Source organism: bacterium (assembly GCA_021372615.1).
GTDB lineage: Bacteria > Armatimonadota > Zipacnadia > Zipacnadales > UBA11051 > JAJFUB01.
This window is the reverse complement of the sequence record JAJFUB010000169.1, coordinates 17,759-38,181: the sequence shown is the minus strand read 5'-3', so window position 1 is coordinate 38,181 and position 20,423 is coordinate 17,759. Positions and strand designations below refer to the sequence as shown.

Here is a 20,423-nt window from a genome sequence, read left to right as displayed (position 1 = left end):
CATGACCTCGGATCTCACCCACGACGAAGATCTGGCGGAGGGACTGGCGAGAGGCTTCAACTCCTATCGCAGGGCCACCGGCGCAGCCGTCGGGTGGCTGGTTTCGTGCGCCGAGCAGGCGTCGGATAGTGTGATCGTCCTCCTCGATTCGGACCTCCACCCCCGCATTCTGAGCCCCGGCATACCGCTCCCCCTGTCTGGTCTGGTGACCGAGGCGCTGGCTACAGCCCAGGTCCGGCTCTCCAATCGACCCACCGGCCGCGACGCGCCCTCCTCCCTGACCGACCAGTGCTCCGCGCTGGAGAACGTCCTGTGGGCGCCGCTCGTGGTCGGCGGGGCGATCGTGGGCGCCCTGGGGCTTGCCAACAAGCCCGGAGGTTTCGACGAGCGCGACGCCGAGCTGGCCCAGGCATACGCCGACGTGGCAGCCCCGGTCCTGCTGTGCAACGGGTGCGTGGACGGGGCGCCTGACCGGCTTCCGGCGTCGGCGTTCGGCGGGGGCAACGCGGCGGTGCTCGTCGTGGAACTCGTCGGAGGCCAGATCGCGGACGCCAACCCCGCCGCCGCCAGCTTCTACGGCTACCCCGAGGACGAGTTGCGGACGCTGACGCTCGAGGACCTGTCAGCCACGAAGGGCTTCTGCCTCGCCGACAGCCTCGCCCAGCTCCACGCCGGCGGCGATCCGCACCTGACCACCCGTCACTGCTTGCACGACGGCACCGTGCGCACCGTGGAGCTGTATCCTGCGATGGTCATGGAGGGCGGCGGGGTTGTCTACTGCCTCGTCCATGACATCACGGACAGGCTTGAGGCCGAGGCGGCCCGCGAAGGGCGCGAGCGTTTCGAGACGCTTCTTACCGCACTGTCGCGGGGCTTCGCGGGAGCGCCGCTCGAGCAGACCGATGCTCTGGTGCACGGGGCACTACAGCGCACCGCCGAAGTGCTGGGTGCCGACCGCGCGAGCCTGTACGAGTTTGAGACCGAAGTCAGTCTGACCCTGGTCCATTGCTACGTGGCGCCAGGGGTCGAGGGGACCTCGCCGCCGCGGATAGCCCGATGGCAAGCTCCGTGGCTTGCGGAGCAGTTGACCGCGGGGCGGGCCGTTGCGCTGGGGAGTCTGGACCACTTCCCGCCCGAGGCCAAGACCGACCGCGAGCACATGGCGCCTTACTGGATAGGCAGCCACGCGCTGGTACCCCTGCACTGCAACGGCGAACTCATCGGCGTCCTCAGCTGCGGTTTGACCAACGGCCAGCCTGCGTGGGAGGACATCGGGCTGGACACGCTCTCGCTGCTCGCAGTGCCATTTGGTGGCATGCTGGCGCGCCGTCAGGCCCATCAGGCTCTGGCCGAGCGCCTGCGCTTCGAGGAGGTCGTCACCGAACTGGCGACCGTCTTCGCCAGCACCTCCCCGGTGGAGCTGGAGAGGGCGCTTGACGGTCTCCTGGACGGGATGGCCAGGCTGCTCGACTGCGATCGGGCTGTGATCGGTCGCCTTGATGCAGCGACCGGTGACCTCACTCTCGACCACGTTCTGTGCCTGCGCCCCGACCTCACGCCGTTGCCAGATGGCTTCCCGTCCACTGACTCGGCACACTGGCGCATCGCCCGCCTGCTGGCCGGTGAGGCGGTCGCCACCTCGACGGGGGGCTACCAGCCTGATGAGAGCGCCGCCGAGGGCCCTGCTCTCCATGAGCGCGGGGGAGCACGGTTGTGCCTCCCGATCAGGGTGGATGGCCAGGTGAGCCACATGCTGGGCTTCGAGACGATCGAGCGCGGCCGTGCCTGGCCGGAGGCGCTGATCCGCCGCGTGAGGGTGGTGGCGGACCTCATCGGCAAGGCCATCGAGCGACAACGGACTGAGGCCGCGGCTCGTGAACTGCGCGACCGTCTCGCCCATGTGGCGCGCGTGCTGGCCACTGGCGAACTGGCGGCCGCCTTCGCCCATGAGCTCAACCAGCCGCTGACCGCCATCATCAGCAACACGCGTGCGGCGGCACGGTTCCTGGCGCGCGAGAACCCCGACCTCGAGAACCTCCTGACTATCCTCACCGACGTCACCAATGAGGCGCTACGGGCGGGGAACATCATCGCCCACATGCGCAGTCAGCTGCGGCGGAGTGTGCCGCGGACCGAGCCGGTGGATTTGTGTGCCGCTGTCGGCGAAGTGGCTGAGGTTCTCGCCAGCGAGGCCGTTGCTCGTCGCGTCGATTTGCATATCGTGCCGTCGGCAGTGCCGGCCGTCATCGCGGGGGACCGCGTGCAGATCCAGCAGGTCGTAGTGAACCTGGTGATGAACGCGTTCGACGCGGTAGGCGACCAGCCAGCCGGTTCGCGGCGTGTGTCCGTCCACTGCTACCGGGACGGCGACATGGCCGTGTCGGCAGTGGAGGACACGGGCCATGGCCTGCCCTCCAGCCGTCCCGAGAGCGTCTTTGACCCCTTTGTGACCACCAAACCAGGCGGACTGGGGCTGGGCCTGTCCATCAGCCGCTCCATCGCCGCCGCCCACGGTGGCAGCCTCAGCGCCACGTCGCGGGATGGGAGCGGTTCGCGCTTTGAGTTGCGCCTGCCCCTCCTGGACCCGCCGGAGTAGACGCTGACCCTCTCCTGCAGGTCGCCCCACTCCGCGCGACGCCCTATAGCCCTAACGTCCCATATACACCACCGTCCGAGACGCCTATCATCGCAGTGGCATCTCGCGCCCTGCCCTGGAGAGGGTGAGCAGTGACCCCATCCATCGTGGCGGTGATTGACGACGACCCGGCCGTCCGTGTTGCGGTCGCGCGCCTCTTGTCCTCGGTGGGCCTGGAGACCGCCACCTACGGCTCGGCTTCCGACTTCCTGGACCAGACGTCCTGGGAGCCGTCTTGCCTGATCGTTGACGTGCAGATGCCCGGCATGACTGGCATTGAGCTACAGCAGGCCCTGGCGGATACCGGGCATTGCCTCCCCATCATCCTGATCACCGGGCACGAGGGCGCCGATCCTGAGGAGGTCGGACTGCGGCGCGGAGCAATCGCCTTCCTGCGGAAGCCTTTTGCCGAGGAGGAACTGCTCGAGGCTCTCCGCGCGGCCCTTCCGGACGACTCCTTCTAGCTGGGCGCGGGGCCCGGCCAGCGCTCCGGGGGCCTGGCGTCGGGCGGAGACGCTGCCAGGGCAGGCTCCCAGGGACGCCGAACCGGATGTCTCCGACGCATGCCAGCGCAGCCGCGACCGCGAGCGCGTCCTCAGCGGCTTGCCTGACCCTATCGTCGCCCAGCTCTCCCTCGCCGAAACCCTCCGCCGGGCCCTCGAACTGCTTCTCAGCCTGCCGTGGCTGTCCGCCCCGGGCAGGACTGCGCCGCAGGACGGAGGAAGAAGCCTGTCCGGCGCGCGTTGTGACCACCTGGACGGCGCTCTCCGCCCTGACAACTGCAACCCATGTCTTCGTCGCCCTGTTCCGGCTTCCCGTTCGCGGCCGGCTGCCCCTCATCATCGCTGGAGCGGGCGACCCACCCGCGGGGGCCGCCCCCCACGGCGAACCCGTGACCCAAGGGCGGCGATGCCGGCCGCCGGAACCTCGGGCGCTGACCCGGGCGCGTTCGGCCGGCCGGTGACGCCGGTGGCAATGGACGCGGGGCGTGTCGGAGCTTGCGCCGCGCTGCTTGCAGTCTACGACGCCCGTCACCGACGAGCCTCGGGAGTGATCGCCGTGCACAGGCTATGGCTGTTGCCCCTCATCACGTGTTCCCTGGTGACCCCCATGGTGACTCACGCCAAGACCGCGCGCACGTTCTATGACGACGCCAGGCTGGCGGTCATGCGCGCCAACCTGGAGAGGCACGAGTGGGCCCGGGACCTGCGCCGCGGGTACGTGAAGGAGGCGGAGGCGTGGGCGGCGCGGGAGGATGCCTTCCTGCGCGGCATGGTCATCCCGCCGCAGGTGCCGCGCTGCTATGACCTGCACAACCTGGGCTGCCCGGTGCACGGGCTGGAGGCCAACAAGAACGGGCTTTACACCTGGGGCTACAGTATTGACCGACCGTTCAAGATCAAGTGTCCGGCAGGGGGTGAGGAGTACCCGTCCAACGACTTCGCAACCTATCTCGCCTCGGGGATGAAGGACCGGTCGCTACTGACCGGGGACTATGCCGACGACGGTTGGGGCTGGAACAAGCGCGGTGACAACCACAACTACTGGTTCGTGGCCTACTACGCCCACTGGTCCATGCAACGGGAGCTGCAGCGCGCTCTGCGGGCCCTGTCCATGGGAGCGCTGGTAGCCGAAGACCCCGCTCAGGCCCGGCGGTTCGCGCATAAGTGCGCGGTGCTGTTGTGGCAACTGGCGACCTACTATCCCGACTATGACTACAACAAGCAAGGGCGCGAGGCCAAGGAGCACAATCCCCACTACACGGGGCGGATCACCAACATGATCTGGGAGGTGGGCTGGGCGGACGTTTGCGCCCCGGCATATGACGCGATCTGGCCTTTCCTGCGTGAAGACCGGGAGTTGCAGGCTCTCGCCGGCCTCGACGGTCCCGGTCTGGACAACTTCATCCGCGACCGCCTGCTCATGACCATGGCGCGGGACATCACGAGCAGCAATGGTCGCAACCAGGGCAACTACGGGATGCACCAGCAGGCACTCATTCGCCTGGCCCTGGCCCTAGATGAGCAGACTGCCTCCCCCACGTCGGCCGAGATGGTCAACTGGGTCCTGGCCAATCCCCGACCGCGGACGAACAGTGACTACGGACTGGTGGATGCCCTGGAGAACATGGTCTACCGCGATGGGGTGCCGCTGGAGTCGCCGGGCTACAACTACCTGTGGACGAATGCCCCGGCGGGGATCGCCTCGGCGCTGGGGGACAAGGGCAAGCATCTGCTGGCGCACCCGCGCTTCCGGGCCCTGCTCAAATGGCACTATGAGACGATCGTGGCCGGCAAGTTCCAGCCGCCCCTGGGCGACAGCGGGGACATGTTCGCGCGGCCGGGCAGTCCCAGCGACACGGTCCTGCGGCTGGCGGTGGAGCTGCTTCGCGACCCCCGCGCTGCAGCGGACCTGCGAAACCACGTGGACCGTCCCGGCGATCTGTTCACTGACCCCCCGGCGCAGATGCTGCAGGGCTCCCCGGAAGCCCCGCCGCCTGCCGTGCCGGCGCGTTCACATGTGCTCTCGGGCTACGGCCTCGGCTTCCTGGAGGCGGGCGCACCGGGGAGGCTGACGGGGCTGGCGCTGCACTATGGCTCCTGGGGCCACCACATGCACCGGGACCAGTTGGCCCTGCTGCTCTTCGCCCACGACAACGCCCTGCTGTGCGATGTCGGCTACCCGGAGCAGACCGATGCGTTCAACCACCGGCGGTACGGCATCTGGGGCAACACCATCTCCCACAACACGGTGACGGTGGACGCCCATGGCCAGCGGCGCGGCGAGGGGCGCCTGCACGCCTTCGCGACACGGGGCTTCGCGCAGGTGGTGGACGCGTCCTGCGACTCGTACGAGGGCGTCAGCCTCTACCGCCGGGCGACGACGCTGGTCGAGGCCGCGCCGGAGCAGAGCTATGCCTTCGACGTCTTCCATGTCCGCGGCGGCAGACAGCATGACTGGGCACTCATGGGGCCGCAGGCGGACTTCAGTTGCTCGCCACCCCTCGGCCCCGTGCAGGAGCAGGGGACTCTGGCCGGGGTAGACGTGCCGTACGAGCAGTTCTATGACGACCCGGCCCTGAAGGGCAAGCCGCTGGGGAGCACGGCCTGCAACGGCTACAACGGCAGCGGCTTCCAGTTCTTCGTCCACGTCCAGCGGGCAGCGCTCCGGGGGGAGGCGGTGGCCGAGTGGAAGCTGACCGCACCCCGGCCGGGGCAGCCCACGCGCCCGTGGCAAGGCCTGGGCGTGCGGACGCATGTGGTGGGCACAGATGAGGAACTCATTGCCGCCGACTGCCAGCCCCAGCGCTACCAGCGGATGCCGGAGTGGGTCAAGCACCTGATCCGCCGGCGGACAGGGCAGGACCTGCGCAGCGCCTTCGTGAGCGTGCATGAGCCCTACGCGGGGAGCCCGTGGATCGAGAGTGTGACGGCGGTGCCGGTGATGCCGAGTGACGGCGAGGCGGTGGCGGTGATGGTGCGCCTCAAGAGCGGGGAGCGGCACTACTGCTTCCACTCGCTCGCCCCGGGGCGCAGGTACGTGGTGGACGGGAAGCTGCGCGTGGACGGCCAGGCCGCGTGCCTGGTGCTGGACGCCTCCGGCAGGCCGCAACGAGCGATGCTGCTGAACGGCACCGCGCTGACGTACGGGAAGCTGAGCCTGAAGGGCTCGGGCCTGCGGCACAGCCGCCTCAAGCGGGTGGACTATGCCGGGGGGGTGCTGGAACTGACCGACCCGATAGCGGGCAAGGACCTCACGCCGGGGCAGACCGTGATCGTCCGGACGAAGGGGAGCAGCGAGACGGTGACGCTGCAGAAGGTACTCAGTCCGACCCAGTTCTCCATCGGCGACGAGGACCTGCGGGTGGCCGGGGGCCCGGTCAACGAAGTCGTCGCGGACAAGAACCGGATCGTGTCAAGCGTGAGCTATGCCCCGCACGCCCGGGAGGGTATGACAGTGCTCAACAGCCGGGGCGAAATCCAGGGGCGGCTGGCGGGGGGAGACCAGTTCACGCTCGACCGCACGGGCCTGCCGCGACTCGCCGCCGCCTGCTTCCCGGCGGGGAGTGACGGCCTGGGGGCGCGCTTCGCCGTGGTCATCGCCGGGCCCGGCGATGAGGTCATCCTGCCGAGCCTCACGCTCTACCAGGCCCGGCCCCCGAAGCCCTGAGGGAGTCAGTGCTGCCGTTAGCGGCGGGGGCGCCAACGAAGAGGCCCGGACCTGACACAGGTCCGGGCCTGTCGTTGGCGGGATGGAGGCAGGCTACAGCGACCACATGCTGCGGTTGCCCAGGGCACTGGTCAGGGACAGCCACTTGCCGTGGCCGTCGGCGAACAGGACGTTGGAGCCCTCGTTGTGGATGTTGCTGAAGCCGGAGTCGAGGTACTGCTGCGCGACGGTGCCCACGCCGGGCGCGTACTGGTTGGTGAAGCCACCGGCCGAACGGACATCATAGAACACGAGGGTGTTGGCCGGCTGGGTGTAGTTGCCGAGCGACTTGGGGCCCCAGTTGATGCTCAGGTAGCCGTAGCACGAGGCGCCATTGTACTCGCCGGCCCACCGGTACGAGTTGCTGGGGCAGTTGTTGAGCTGGATGTTCTTGGTGTAGGTGTACAGCAGCGTCGGCCACAGGACGTAGCCGGTGTAGGTAGTGCCATTGGGCAGCGTGTAGGTTCCGGCCGGCGGGGTGTTCACCGGCATGGTCGTCTCGTCATAGTCCTGGGCATACATCAGCCAACTGATCCCAATTTGCTTGATGTTACTCAGACAGCTTGTCTGCCGGGCCTTCTCCCGGGCTTTGGCGAAGACCGGGAACAGGATCGCCGCCAGAATCGCGATGATCGCGATCACAACCAACAGCTCGATGAGGGTGAAACCGCGCTTGGTCATGTCTGTCACCTCGTGGTGGGGATGACGAACTCTACAGCATTATACCCTTTCTGGATGACGTTGAACACCGCCTCCACGCTTCCGGGGGCAGAAGCTGAGACGGGTCGGCACGACATGTGGTTTGTAGACGCGCGGCAGGGCCATGGCAATCCGTGAGATGTGGGGACGGAGCGCCAGAGCAAACGAACCGGCCCGGACCTGTGTCAGGTCCGGGCCGGTTGGGGGTGGCAGTGCGGGAGCGCTTAGTTGGCGAGGCAGCCCTCGACCGTCCAGCGCGGCGGGTGCAGGGCTGAGTAGGCCGGGTCGGGGTCGGCCCACGGTGCGCCGATCGGCCCCTTGTCGAACTTGAGCCACTTGGCATGGCCGTCGCAGAAGGCGCAAATGCCGCCATCGTTGTGGTCAGCGCGGCAGACGTAGTACTGGGCGCTGAGGATATACTGCGGGTTGCCGCCGTACTTCTCGGAGATCAGGAGGGTCTCCGCCGGCTTGAGCAACTCGCCCAGGCTGATGACCCGACCGTTGAACAGGGCGACGTACGCCCCGGACGACGTGATGCAACCGGCCGGCATCCCGTAGGCGACGCCGTTGTTGAGGTAGGTGCTGCTGGGACACTTGAAGACCTGGATGTTCTTGACGTACGGCAGGACGTTCGTCGGCCAGGTGAGATACCACCCGCTGGTGGCGTCGCGGTAGTTCCAGGTCGGGTCGGCCGGCCACGGGGCGGTGGGGACGTAGCCGCTGCTGTAGCGGCAGAGGGACTCATCGTAGTCCTGCGCGTACATCAGCAGCCCGAGCCCCAACTGTTTGAGGTTACTCAAGCAACTGGCCGTGCGCGCCTTCTCACGGGCCTTGGCGAAGACCGGAAACAGGATCGCGGCCAGAATGGCGATGATCGCGATCACGACCAACAACTCAATGAGGGTGAAGCCACGCTTGGTCATGTCTCTCACCTCGTTCGCAGATATGAGCGATACACAGAGTATACCATGCGCGGCCGTACATCAACCCGTATCTGGGCGCCTGAGAGCAGCCTAGGGGGCGCGGGCTGGCCGTGGCGGGGAATCATCAGGCCCGGACCGGTGGCAGGTCCGGGCCTGAGGGGAGGACGGAAGGAAGTTGCGGCTACGGGTTGCTGCCCGTGTAGGACGGGTTCCAGTACCGGCTGTTGGCGCTATAGGCTGGCACCTTCGTCAACTGCATCCACTTGGCGTGGCCGTCGAGGAAGGCGTTGTTGAGGCCTTCGTTGTGGCGGCCGGCAATCTCGCCGGCGTCCCCGTCAAGGTTGTACGAGTCGCCGCCGGTGGCCTCGGCGAAGATGATCGTCTCGGCCGGGAAATTGACGGTGCCGATGGCGTCACCGGCAGCCTGGCCGTTGATGCCGTACGAGCCGCCGCCCGTGTACTGGCCAGTGTAGATCAGCGCACTATAGCTGGGGCAGTTGTAGACCTGGACGTTCTTGACGTACGGGTAGAGCATGGTCTGCCAGAGCACAGCCCCGGTGTACGAACTGCCGTTGGGCAGCGTGTAGGTGCAGTTGCCCAGGGCGACCCAGGGCAGTTGCTCGTCGTAGTCCTGGGAGTACTGCAAGACGGCCAGGCCGAGCTGCTTCATGTTGTTCAGACAGCTCGACTGCCGTGCCTTCTCCCGGGCCTTGGCAAAGACCGGGAAGAGGATGGCGGCCAGAATCGCGATGATGGCGATCACGACCAACAACTCAATGAGCGTGAAACCGCGTCTCGTCATGTCTGTCACCTCGTCTGGGGAGTAGGACTGCTTGTTGCAGTATACCATGCGGATGTGCGCATCAACCTGTATCTGTGCGGCCCAGGGCAGACGCGTGCGCGGCGAGGTCGCCCTCCGCCTGCGCTGTGCGGGCTACGGCGGACACCCCGCCCTCGGCGAGTGACGCCGTGGCTGTCTGGCCGCGGTTGCCGGGAAGACACCAAGCCCGGACCGGTGCGTGGTCCGGGCCTGATGGGGGGGACGGAAGGGAGTTACGGCTACGGGTTGCTCCCCGTGTAGGACGGTTCCCAGTAGCGGCTGGAGGAGCTGTAAGCCGGCACCTTCGTCAACTGCATCCACTTGGCGTGGCCGTCGAGGAAGGCGTTGTTGAGGCCCTCGTTGTGGCGGCCGGCCATCTCGCCGGAGTCGCCGTCGAGGTTGTACGAGTCGCCGCCGGTGGCCTCGGCGAAGATGATCGTCTCGGCCGGGAAGTTGACGGCGCCGACGGCGTCGCCAGCGGCCAGGATGTTCATCCCATACGAGCCGCCAGTCGTGTACTGGCCGGTGTAGATCAGCGTGCTATAGCTGGGGCAGTTGTAGACCTGGACGTTCTTGATGTACGGGTGGAGCATGGTGTGCCACAACACGGCGCCGGTGTACGAACTGCCGTTGGGCAGCGTGTAGGTGACATTGCCCAGGGCGACATAGGGCAGTTGCTCGTCGTAGTCCTGGGAGTACTGCAAGACGGCCAGACCGAGCTGCTTCATGTTGTTGAGACAACTCGACTGCCGCGCCTTTTCGCGGGCCTTGGCGAAGACCGGGAAGAGGATGGCGGCCAGGATCGCGATGATGGCGATCACGACCAACAACTCAATGAGTGTGAAACCGCGTCTTGTCATGCTGCGAGGTCCTTCTCCGGATGTGAGTGATACTGACGTATCCCGGTCAGTACGGGTCTGTCGCGCCACATTGTGTGGACGCGAATAGTTGACGCCGTGGGTACGGCGGGGGTTCCAGTGAGAAGCAGAGACGGGGACGAGCCGTGTGGCTCGCCCCCCCAAGTGCCCCAGTCAGTCGCGGATGCGAAGGCGAACCCGGGCGCCCTAGCTGCCGCCGGCGGTCCAGTAGATCACGTTGGCCGCGCTGCCGGCCCACTCGCCCGTGGGCCAGGATGAGTTGCCGCGCCAGATGCGGCCGAACTGGTACCACTTGGCGTGGCCGTCCACGTGCACGGCATTGGTCCCCTCGTTATGCCACTTCTTGATGCTGGGGCCACCGAGGGGGTTGCCGCCCGTGCTCTCGTAGTTGTTGTTGCCGGTGGTCTGGTAGTACCAGCCACAGACGTTCAGGACGCACTGGGTGGGGTAGCTGATGCTCCCCAGCGACAGGCCGTTGAGGTTGCCGTTGTAGGGGTACGAGAAGCCGTTACCGATGTAGCCGCCCGTCCAGGTCGAGGTGTTGGAGGGGCAGTTGAACATCTGGATGTTCTTGGCGTACGGGAAGATGGAGGGGATCCACATGCCGCCGCCGACGACGCCGTTGGGCCAGGTGTACTGGCTGCCGGCGCCCCAGTACGCATACGGCAGCTTCTCGTCATAGTCCTGGGCGTACTGCAGGATAGCGAGGCCGATCTGCTTGACGTTGCTCAGACAGGAGGCGGCCCGGGCCTTCTCGCGGGCCTTGGCGAACACGGGAAAGAGGATCGCGGCCAGGATGGCGATGATCGCGATCACGACCAGCAACTCGATGAGCGTGAAGCCACGTCTTGTCATGTCGGACGTCCCTTTCCAAACGCGTGATACTGGCGCTCCCCGGTCAGTGCGGGCAAGTCACTGCATGAACTCGGGACATGCAGGTCGCTTGAGGGCGTAGGCACAGCCCACCCCCGGCGACTGGTGCGCCGGGGGATGGGCCTGGATGTCTGAGCGGCGTCGTTCCTGGGATGTCTATGAGGCCGGTGGGCGATTCGGGCCGCCGCACCCGGCGAGGCATAGCCAGCAACAGGAAAGGCAACTACCGTGTGACCCGCCAGTACGATCGTGGCTGGCGGAGTTGGCAGGAACGATCATACTCTTATACCACCTGACACGGCTGCCGCACAAGACGGTGTTCGTGCCGTCGTGGCCGGAGGCGGGCTGGAAGGCGGCACTACCGATCGTCTGGCTCCGGGCGGAGGCGGCCCCTGGAGCGCCGCGCGTCAGGGCAGCGTCGGGTTCCAGGCGCGGTTGGTCGCCTCGGTGCCGCCGGTGACGGTGCCGTCGGACCGGCTGAGCCACTTGGCATGGCCGTCGGCAAAGGTGATGTTGGCGCCGTCGTTGTGCGGGTGGACCCACTCGCCGGTGGTGGACTGGTTCCAGGAAGTGAACTCGCCCACGTTAGCATAGACGCTGTAGGCGGTGCCGTAGTCCATCGTCAGCACACATTCGGCCGGCCGCAGGACCTGGCCGATGGTCAGCGGGTTGTAGGTGCCGGAGGTGTGGATCTGGCGGTTGTAGCCGTACGAGGGCGAGTTATAGGCCGACTCCCGCTTGCGGCCCGAGGGGCACTGGAAGACCTGGGTGTTCTTGATGTACGGGTAGACGTAGTCCATCCAGGTGCGGTAGTAGGCCGGCGGGTAGCTGGCGCTGCCGTTGCTGGTGTGGAACTTGGCGCCCGGGGAGCTGGCGTCGGTCTGCAGATCCGAGTGCCAGTAGAGCGGGAACTTCTCATCGTAGTCCTGACAGTACGACAGGAAGGCGGTGCCAATCTGCTTGCAGTTGTTCAGACACGAGGCCTGCCGGGCCTTCTCGCGGGCCTTGGCGAAGACGGGGAAGAGGATCGCCGCCAGGATGGCAATGATCGCGATAACGACCAACAACTCGATAAGGGTGAAGCCACGTCTCATGGTAATCACCTCAAGGCAGTATGGGATATATCTTCAACGGCAGCACGGCATCTCCCTGCCCAGTGTGTCGCAAGGAAGCGGGACGGCAAGCGGCCCGGACTGGTGGTGAGGGCCAGACCTGGAAGGGCTGTTAGCGCCGTGGCCACAGCGCTGGGCCAGCGGGCAGCCCAGCGCTTGCTCTCTATCAGGCTACTCTCCTGCCCGCGCAGTTACTCGGGACGTGGCAGCTACTGAGTCGCGTTGAAGTAGGGAGCATTGCTCCCGTTGTTGTACAGGGTGGAGTGCTTCATTGCCTTGGCGTGCCCGTCGCAGAAGCCGACGTTGCCGGTGCCGTTGTGTCGCTCCAGGAAGTTGAAGTAGGGGGGGTCATACTGCCAGGTATGCGTACCGGTCGGCCCGGCCAGCGGCGTGGCATAGCGCGAGTTGTGGGTGCCGCCACACACGCGGCAGTTGCTGCCATCCGGGTCGCACATGAACCGTCCGACACTCGGCTGCTGGAGCTTGTACTGAGCATTGTTGTCCTGGCAGACATCGCCCATCATCGCGATCTCCGCCGGGCGCACGATCTCCCCCAACAGCCGTGAAGGGCCGTTCACCGCAAAGAGGGCGGTGTTGTAGCCGTAACTGCGACTGCCCAGGTAGTTGTTGACGGAGTTCTCGCTGGCGCTGGGGCAGTCGTGCACCTGGAAGCTCTTGACGTAGGGCATGGTGGTGAGGATCAGGCCGTTGCGGGGCGAGCCGAGGTCGTAAGCCATCGGCAGCCGTTCATCGTAATCCTGGGCGTACTGCAACATGGCCAAGCCGAGCTGCTTCACGTTCGACAGGCAACTGGACTGCCGGGCCTTCTCACGGGCCTTGGCAAAGACCGGGAAGAGGATCGCCGCCAGGATGGCAATGATGGCGATGACGACCAACAACTCGATAAGGGTGAAGCCACGTCGTAGCATGTGCATGTCCCTCCAGTGGGGTTGGGCCCCGGGTGTTCCAGGTCTCCATGGCCCTGCCGCAGTGGCAGAGCATTCCCCTACGGTATAGCCTACACTACTTGGGGCCTCGTGTAGCGGCCCCAAGTAGCACGAGATACGGACGTTTGCCGGGGGTTCGTAGCACTGCGGCAAGGCAAGGTTCCAGTGCGGGCTGGAAGCCCGCACTACGTCCGAGCGGGGTACCGGATGGCGCCGAAGTGGGTTGGGTCGGCGTCCGGGAAGGGGCGGTCGCGCTCCTGGAGCTGCCCCAGCCAGGCCCAGTCGTCCTCGGACAGGGTCTCGCGGCGGCCGTAGCGGCGGGCCATCTCGGCCACGCGCTTGTAGTCCTCGTGGTGCCCCACGAGGCGCTGGGCGGCGTAGTCCGCCGCCGTGCCGGTGGTGATGAGGAAGGGCCAGTCGGAGGCCTGCAGGAGGAGCAGCTCGCGGGCGGCCTGCTGGACGAGGGCCCGCATGGAGTCATCGTGGCCGGGGCCGTGGTCGCGCACGAGCGCCTGGAAGTCGGCCTCCGCGTCGTAGATGCGCCGCCAGACCCATTCGAGGTCGGGGTTGAGCCAGACCTCGTGGGTGGCGTTCACGCCCCAGGAGCCCTCCGGCAGCGTGACCGCCGACGTCGGCTCGTGCCGGCGGACGTACTGCGAGCCCGTCATCACCTGCAGGTCGGGATCGAAGTGCATCCAGCGGAGGGCGTGCACGAGCCAGCGCGGCCCTTCGTACCACCAGTGGCCGAACAGCTCGGCATCGAAGGGGGCGATCACGGCCGGGAGCTGGCCGTCCGGGTGGGGGGCGTGCAGCAGCGTCTCCTTGACGGTCCACAGGAAGTTGCCGGCGTGCTCGCGCACGTGCTCCTCGGCCCACTCGGGCTGGTAGGGCTGCTTGGAGCCCAGGTCGTGGGCGGCATCGGTGATGCGCCAGTAGCGGTGGTCGCCGGGGACGTGCTTCTTGTGGAAGTCGAGGTAGTTGAAGTCGCCCGGGTAGCCGATGTCGCCGCTCCAGACCTTCTCCGAGGTGCCCGGGTCGCGGATGAGGGCGGCCACCGGGGGGTGATCCTCGAAGTGGCGGCCGACGAAGTACGGGCGGTAGACCGTCTTGGGGTCGGCATAGTCACCCGCGCGGACGATGCGGCTCCAGGCCTTGCCGAGAGTGTCTTCACGCTCGACGCGGACCGGCAGCGGGTCGCCGCCGGCGAGCCCCACGCGGTTGTCCACGATGAAGTAGTCCACGCCGTTCTCGCCCAGGAACTCCTCGAGGCCCTTGCGCGGCCAGGGGGTCTCGCGGGCGCCCGAGAGCGGGGAGGCCCACATGGTCCGGGGGCGGTAGGCGCACTCGGGCAGCCAGAAGGCCCGGGCGCGGCGGCCCATGTGGCGCTCGTAGGTGTCCAGCCCCTGCATGATCTGGCCCTGCACGCTGCCCTCCTCATGCAGCAGCGGCAGGTAGCCATGGGTGGCGGCCGAGGCCATGATCTCCAGGCGCCCCTCGTCCTGGTGCCGGCGGAACTGGCCCAGCAGGTCGCGCTCGTACCGCCCCACGTAGGCTTCCTGCAGGGCCGCGAAATGATCGCGCCAGCGCTCGGCCAGGTAGGCCAGGTGGCCGTCGCCGCGGGCCCGGAACTCGTCGGCGTTCTCGGCGGCCTTCCAGCAGCGGTGCTCCAGATAGCCGGGGAACCACTCCTGGAAGCGCTCGTCGGCGAGCTGCTCCATCACGATGGGCGTCAGCCCCAGGGTGATGTTCATGGGGATGCCCTCGTGAGCCAGCTCCTCACAGGCCCACAGCAGCGGGATGTACGTGTCGGCCGCGGCCTCGTACATCATGTTGCTGCCATGCGGCCAGGTGCTGTGGCCCAGGACGTACGGGATGTGGCCATGGAGAATGAGGCAGATGGCGCCAAACGGCGATTCCATAGGGACTCCAGGGGCGGAGGGTCAAGGGTTCAGGGTCTAGGGTCAAGGGTCAAGGGTAACGGCAAAGGCATCCGGGCATTGGCCGATGGTGACAATGACGGCGCGGCAGCGCCCGTCCGCCGGGCATCCCTCATCCTCCCCTCCGCCAAGAGGCCCGGAGGGGCGACACATCCGGCGCCACGCCCGCGCCTACCTCCGACCCGGCCGGGGGCGTTCGTGGGGCACCGCCCCTGCGGGGCACCCCACGACTCCGCCGAGGGGAAGCAGGGCGGCCCGTGCGGACGGGGGCTTCCGCCCCCGCCTAGATTGAGTCGGCCCTCCGGGCCTCGACGGTAACGGCGTCCGGGCCTCGATGGCGCCGGCGCCGTGGCCGTTACCCTTGACCCTCGCCCCTCGACCCTTCACCCTCTGCTCCACCCAGTCCCCGGGTCTCGTGGAGGAGGTGGGTACAGCGGACCATCAGGGCCGAGGCCCAGGCGTGCGGGGCGGCCCAGTAGGGCGTGTCGGGCTGCAGGCCGATCAGCTCGGGCAGCAGGCCCGTCGGCGTCGTGTGGGCCAGGCAGCAGCGCACGTACGCCACCGCCCGGTCGCGGAACTCGCGGGCTTCGTCGGGCTTGTCGGCCTGCTCGGCCGCCGCCAGGCGGAGGTACACCTGCGCGGCCCACAGCGTGTTCACACAGCCGACCACGCCGCCCAGGTAGCCGTCACCCTCGAAGCGGCGGAGGCCCACATGGTCGCCCAACGGCTGGCGCAGACGGCGCTCGGTCTCCTGCAGGTTCGACAGGATCATCGCGCGGTCGCGCGGGTCGTGCGGCGACAGCACGCGCCAGGGCTCGACCAGGCCGAGGTTGGCAGTGTCCACGGCCTCGTCCAGGTCGCCCGCGGCGTTCAGGCCGCGCGGGAAGGCAACGCCATTGTACAGGTTCTTGCAGGCCTCGGCCAGACGCTTCGAGGTCTGCAGCCACTCGTCCGCCAGGGCCGGGCGATCCGCCAGGAGCGCGCAACCGTGCGCGGCGTCAAAGGCCCGAGCGAAGGCGGCGTTGGTGTACAGGAAGACGCCGCAGTATGTCTCCCACAGGTCGCAGGCGAAGTGGTGCAGGCCGCGGTCGTCCACCTGTTCGGACAGGGCGCGGGCGGCGCGCTCGACGCAGTCCCAGTACGCGTCCAGGCGGCGGGGGCCCTCGGCGGCGTCGCCGGCGAGGATGAACTGACAGACCGAATCGAGGGCGGCTGCGGTCTGGTCGAGCTGCTCAAAGCCCCGGCGTAGCGCCCACGAGGCCGCGACCTGGCCGTCCGACCAGTGACGCTGGCCCCACAGGCCATGTGGGAGCTGCGCCACGCGGTACCACTCGCACAGGCGGCGGAGAGCGTCGGGATAGCCGGCCTGCGCCAGCGCCCCGGCGGCTTCGGAGGCGTCGCGGGGCCAGCAGTAGCCATAGCCGCCGCAGCGCTCGTAGCCCGGGTCGAACTCCGGGGCGGCGATGATGCTCCCGGTGGCCTCGTCCTGGAGCAGCGCCAGCGACAGTAGCGCCCGGCGATACGCCTGCTCGAACTCGTCGGGCAGCTCGACGGGGACGCGGCGGCTGAGCCAATGGGTCCAGTAGTCCTGCGTCAGGCGTAGCAGGGCGTCGGGGCCGAGGTTCTTGAGGCGGCGCAGCTCGGCCACCGCCGCCTCGCGCGACGGGCCGGCCGACAGCACCAGCCACAGGTCGGCGCGCTCCCCCGGCGCCAGCGAGAAGCGGTGCAGCCCGGCGAAGTTGACGCGGCCGATGTCGTCGGACTGACCGTTCAGGTGGCCGTCCTGCAGGTCGAACTTGGCGCTGCGCTCGTCGAAGGCCAGCGACTTGCCCACGCGTGAGGTGTCCGGGGCGGAGCCGCCCACGGCGACCGCGACGCCGCGGAAGTACTGCACGAAGTGCCCGGCGGCCGGGTCATAGCCCGCGGCTTGCTTGCCGTAGACTTCGCCCAGGCGCAGATCGAAGTAGTGCCCGAAAGCGCCCGAGACGGTGTGCTCGCCGGGGTTGGCGAGGCGGACCAGGCGGATGAGGCTCGTGCTGTCGGGCGGGCAGAAGTCCGTGAAGGTGATCTCCAGCGGTGGGTCGGACAGGCGCAGCTCCGTCACGACGATGTTCGTGTCCGGGAGGTAGCGTTGCGCGCTGGCGAACTCGTGCTCGAAGGTGTAGAGGAGGCGGCCGTGGCCGGGCTCGCCCAGGTACAGGGCGGGGAGGCACTCCTCGATGTTCTGGGCGAAGTCCAGGCGCGGGTAGAAGAGAGTCATGATCTCGCCGGCGCGGCCGAGGGTGCAGAGGGTGCGGCCATTGCCGACGGCGGAGGTGGGGAGAAAGACCATGTGTTGGTGAGTTCCTGAGTTGTGCTGGCGGCGGCGAGCGGCGAACGGCGGCCTACCCCCTACCCCCTCCCTGAAGGGAGGGGGAAAGGCAACGGCGATGTGCCCAACCCCTCCCTTTAGGGAGGGGTCGCGCCGCAGGCGCGGGGCTAGGACGCCGTGCGACGGTGAGTACTGTAGACGGCACGGACGGCGACGGCTGCCTACCCCCTACCCCCTCCCTGAAGGGAGGGGGAACGGCAACGGCGGCTACTGGGCCAGTTTGTACTGGACCCAGCAGCGGAGGAGTTCGCCTACGCTCCAGGCTTGCGCGGGGCAGCCGTGCGGAGCGTATGGGGCCTCGGCATCGAAGATCTCGGAGATCGAGCCCAGGCCGGCGTCGTCCAGATGCGCGACCAACGGCTGGAGCAAGGCCCTTGCCTGGCGGCGGGTGTCGTCGCTCACGCCCATCACGTCGAACCATGTCGTCAGGTACGGGCCCAGCAGCCAGGGCCAGACCGTGCCCTGGTGATAGGCCCCGTCGCGGGCCCAGCGGTCGCCGCCGTAGTGGGCGCAATAGCCCTCGCTGCCGGGGGCCAGCGTACGCAGGCCGTATGGGGTCAGCAGGTGCGCTGTGGCCTGCTCCAGGATGCTGCGGCGCTGCGCCGGGCCCAGCACATGGTACGGCAGGGCGCAGGCGATGAGTTGGTTCGGGCGCAGGGCCGCATCGGGGCCGTCCGGGCGCAGGACATCGTAACAGTAGCCGCCCTCAGCATACCAGAACTGCGTGAAGCCTGTCTTCGTGCGCCGGGCGAGAGCCTCGTAGCGCGCGGCAGTCGCGTCGCCTAGCTTGTCGGCCAGGAAGGCGCCGATGCGGAGGGCATTGTACCACAAGCCGTTGATCTCGACCGCCTTGCCGTGGCGGGGCGTGACCACCCAGTCGTCCACCTTGGCGTCCATCCACGTCAGTTGCGTCGAGGCGTCGCCGGCGGTCAGAAGGCCGTCCTCGGTCATGTGAATGCCGAAGTCCGTGCCCGCGAGGTGCGCCTCCAGCGACTCGCGCAGGGCGGGCCAGATGGCGGCGAGGAAGGCCATGTCGCCGGTGGCTTGCAGGTAGCGCCGCAGGGCCACGAACAGCCACAACGTGGCGTCCACAGTGTTGTAGCCCGGGTCGCCGCTTTCCACGAACAGGTTGGGGACGAGGCCGTGGCGCATCCCGGCGACGAAGGTCTCGAGCATGGCGCGGCAATCGGCATAGCGCCGGGTGGTCAGTGTCAGGCCGAAGAGCGCGATCATCGTGTCCCGGCCCCAGTCGCCAAACCATGGATAGCCGGCGATGATCGTCCGGGAGGGGACGGCGCGGACGGTGCGGTCCACAATGAACTGGTCGGCGGCGAGGGCCAGGCGGGCGGCGACCTCGTCGTCGCGGTCGGTGACCGCTCCCACGGCGTCGCGACGCTGTCGTTCGGCGGCCATCAGGGCCTCGCAGCCTTCGCGGTCGGTGACCGCTCCCACGGTGTCGCGACGCTGCCGTTCGGCGGCCATCAGGGCCTCGCAGTCTTCGCGGTCGGTGACCGCTCCCACGGCGTCGCGGCTGAGCACCAGCCAGACCGTCTCGCCCGGGCGCAGCAGCCAGACGACCTCGCCGGGGCTGTAGAGGTCCTCCAGGTAGTCCAGGCCGCGCTCCTGCTCGCGGGCGTAGCGGAAGTTGTAGTACCACAGGCCATCGGGGCGGAACTCGCCGTGCGGGAAATCGAGGGCAAAGCGCGAGGCCGGGTCATACGGCTGCATGGCGAGCCGGTGGGCCGACAGGTCGGTGTGGGGCTTGAGGCCGCCGCCGGAGCGCTGCAGGTGGTGCATGTCGCGGCCGGCGACCAGGGGGCGGCAGTGCAGCCAGGCCGGCTGTGGGGCGTCCAGCAGGTCGTAGCGGAGCACCGTCAGGCCCAGGCCGTGCGGCATGAACAGCGACCGGCGCAGGCGGAAGCCGTCCTGCGCCCAGGTGCAGACCGGCCAGGGGTCGAGGCGGAACTCCTCCTGGCACAGGTGGCCCTGCGGGTGGATGGCCCCGTCGTACTCGTTGCAGCTCAACTCGAGGACGGCGCCGTCGGCGAGCAGGCGGTCCTCCACCTTGGCCACCAGCACGCGGCGGCCGACGGGGGGCTCGGCGGCGGCGACCAGGAGGCCGTGGTAGCGGCGGGTGTTGGCGCCCACGATGGTCCCCATCGCGAAGCCGCCGAGGCCGTCGGTCTCGAGCCACTCGCGGCGGAGGGCGGCGGGGAGGTCGTGGAGGATGGTGGAGTTGAAGTGGGTCATGGGAGTGGGGGACGGCGAATGATGAATGATGAATGATGTATGGGGCGAGATCGGGTTGGCTCGGGGCGCACGCGTGGCGCGATGGATCGCGCCGCTACGGCTCGGCAGCCAGGAACTCGCGGGCCAGGAGCAGGGCGGCTATGGTCTTGCCGTCGCAGATCTCGCCGCCAAGGCAGCGGGCTACGGCCTCCTCAAAGGGTAGTGGCACGACCTGCACGTTCTCGTCATCGTCGCCCATGGCGTCCTGGGGGTGCAGGTCGCGCGCCAGGTAGATCGTGATGGCCTCGCCGACATAGCCCGGGGCCGTGTAGAGCACGGTCAGCACGTCCAGGCGGCGGGCGACGCACCCGGTCTCCTCGGCCAACTCGCGGCAGGCGCACGCGTCCGGCTCTTCGCCGTGGGCGAGGGCCCCGGCCGGGATCTCCAGCAAGGCGCGACCTGTCGCGTGACGCCACTGGCGGACCAGCAGGACCTGCCCGTCGTCGGTGAGCGGGACCATGCCGACCGCACCGTTGTGGTGGATGACCTCGCGCGTGGCCTCGCGGCCGTCCGGCAGGCGCACCGTGTCCACCACGACGCGCAGGATCTTGCCCCGGAAGATGTGCTCGGAGGCCAGCAGGATTTCCTCGAGTTCGGCGTCACGTTCCATGCCCATGTTGTTGGCTTTCGGGGGAGGGAATCCCTTTGGGAAGGATGAAGTCAGAAGGATGAAGGATGAAGGTGTCCGTTCTGAAGCCCTGCCGGCGGTGCTGTTCCTTCATGCTTCATC

At 68.0% G+C, this 20,423-nt stretch carries 14 protein-coding genes and 1 pseudogene; 3 read left to right on the top strand and 12 right to left on the bottom strand.

The genetic code is table 11. The annotated features are described in order from the left end of the window. Window position 1: 1 nt before the first annotated feature. The 3 genes from LLH23_23620 (at window position 2) to LLH23_23610 (ending at window position 6,805) form a co-directional block, all read left to right on the top strand. Entirely contained in the window at window positions 2-2,596 is a 2,595-nt protein-coding gene (locus LLH23_23620) for a GAF domain-containing protein (GenBank protein ID MCE5241465.1), read from the top strand. A 131-nt stretch (window positions 2,597-2,727) separates the two neighbouring features. Then, a complete protein-coding gene (locus tag LLH23_23615) occupies window positions 2,728-3,099 on the top strand; it encodes a response regulator (protein MCE5241464.1) in 372 nt (123 codons plus the stop codon). 646 nt (window positions 3,100-3,745) lie between these two features. Further along, window positions 3,746-6,805: a heparinase II/III-family protein gene (locus tag LLH23_23610; protein MCE5241463.1), complete on the top strand. Its 3,060-nt coding sequence runs from the start codon at window positions 3,746-3,748 to the stop codon at window positions 6,803-6,805. A 93-nt stretch (window positions 6,806-6,898) separates the two neighbouring features. Here LLH23_23610 and LLH23_23605 read toward each other — a convergent pair whose 3' ends face one another. The 12 genes and pseudogenes from LLH23_23605 to LLH23_23550 all read right to left on the bottom strand — a co-directional run bounded on the left by LLH23_23605 (window position 6,899) and on the right by LLH23_23550 (window position 20,309). After that, window positions 6,899-7,525: a DUF1559 domain-containing protein gene (locus LLH23_23605; protein MCE5241462.1), complete on the bottom strand. Its 627-nt coding sequence runs from the start codon at window positions 7,523-7,525 to the stop codon at window positions 6,899-6,901. A gap of 242 nt (window positions 7,526-7,767) precedes the next feature. Next, on the bottom strand, window positions 7,768-8,466 hold the full coding sequence (locus LLH23_23600; GenBank protein MCE5241461.1) for a DUF1559 domain-containing protein: 699 nt from the start codon (window positions 8,464-8,466) through the stop codon (window positions 7,768-7,770). 181 nt (window positions 8,467-8,647) lie between these two features. Next, window positions 8,648-8,785, bottom strand: a complete 138-nt coding sequence (locus LLH23_23595; protein MCE5241460.1) for a hypothetical protein — start codon at window positions 8,783-8,785, stop codon at window positions 8,648-8,650. A 168-nt stretch (window positions 8,786-8,953) separates the two neighbouring features. Then, window positions 8,954-9,268: pseudogene (locus tag LLH23_23590) on the bottom strand (DUF1559 domain-containing protein). Window positions 9,269-9,525: 257 nt separating this feature from the next. Next, window positions 9,526-10,146 carry a DUF1559 domain-containing protein gene (locus LLH23_23585; GenBank protein ID MCE5241459.1) on the bottom strand — a complete coding sequence of 207 codons (621 nt, stop codon included), beginning with the start codon at window positions 10,144-10,146 and terminating at the stop codon, window positions 9,526-9,528. A gap of 204 nt (window positions 10,147-10,350) precedes the next feature. Continuing rightward, a complete protein-coding gene (locus LLH23_23580) occupies window positions 10,351-11,019 on the bottom strand; it encodes a DUF1559 domain-containing protein (GenBank protein ID MCE5241458.1) in 669 nt (222 codons plus the stop codon). Window positions 11,020-11,444: 425 nt separating this feature from the next. After that, window positions 11,445-12,131 carry a DUF1559 domain-containing protein gene (locus LLH23_23575; protein ID MCE5241457.1) on the bottom strand — a complete coding sequence of 229 codons (687 nt, stop codon included), beginning with the start codon at window positions 12,129-12,131 and terminating at the stop codon, window positions 11,445-11,447. 227 nt (window positions 12,132-12,358) lie between these two features. Then, on the bottom strand, window positions 12,359-13,078 hold the full coding sequence (locus LLH23_23570) for a DUF1559 domain-containing protein (GenBank protein ID MCE5241456.1): 720 nt from the start codon (window positions 13,076-13,078) through the stop codon (window positions 12,359-12,361). Between the two features lie 203 nt (window positions 13,079-13,281). Beyond that, window positions 13,282-15,015 carry a DUF1957 domain-containing protein gene (locus LLH23_23565; GenBank protein MCE5241455.1) on the bottom strand — a complete coding sequence of 578 codons (1,734 nt, stop codon included), beginning with the start codon at window positions 15,013-15,015 and terminating at the stop codon, window positions 13,282-13,284. Between the two features lie 373 nt (window positions 15,016-15,388). Next, complete coding sequence (locus LLH23_23560; GenBank protein ID MCE5241454.1) at window positions 15,389-17,365, bottom strand: glycoside hydrolase family 15 protein; 1,977 nt, start codon at window positions 17,363-17,365, stop codon at window positions 15,389-15,391. 246 nt (window positions 17,366-17,611) lie between these two features. Continuing rightward, window positions 17,612-19,654 (bottom strand): amylo-alpha-1,6-glucosidase, encoded by a 2,043-nt coding sequence (locus LLH23_23555; GenBank protein ID MCE5241453.1) that lies wholly within the window; start codon window positions 19,652-19,654, stop codon window positions 17,612-17,614. Window positions 19,655-19,748: 94 nt separating this feature from the next. After that, window positions 19,749-20,309, bottom strand: coding sequence for an NUDIX hydrolase (locus tag LLH23_23550; protein MCE5241452.1), 561 nt, complete (start codon window positions 20,307-20,309; stop codon window positions 19,749-19,751). Between the last annotated feature and the right edge of the window lie 114 nt (window positions 20,310-20,423).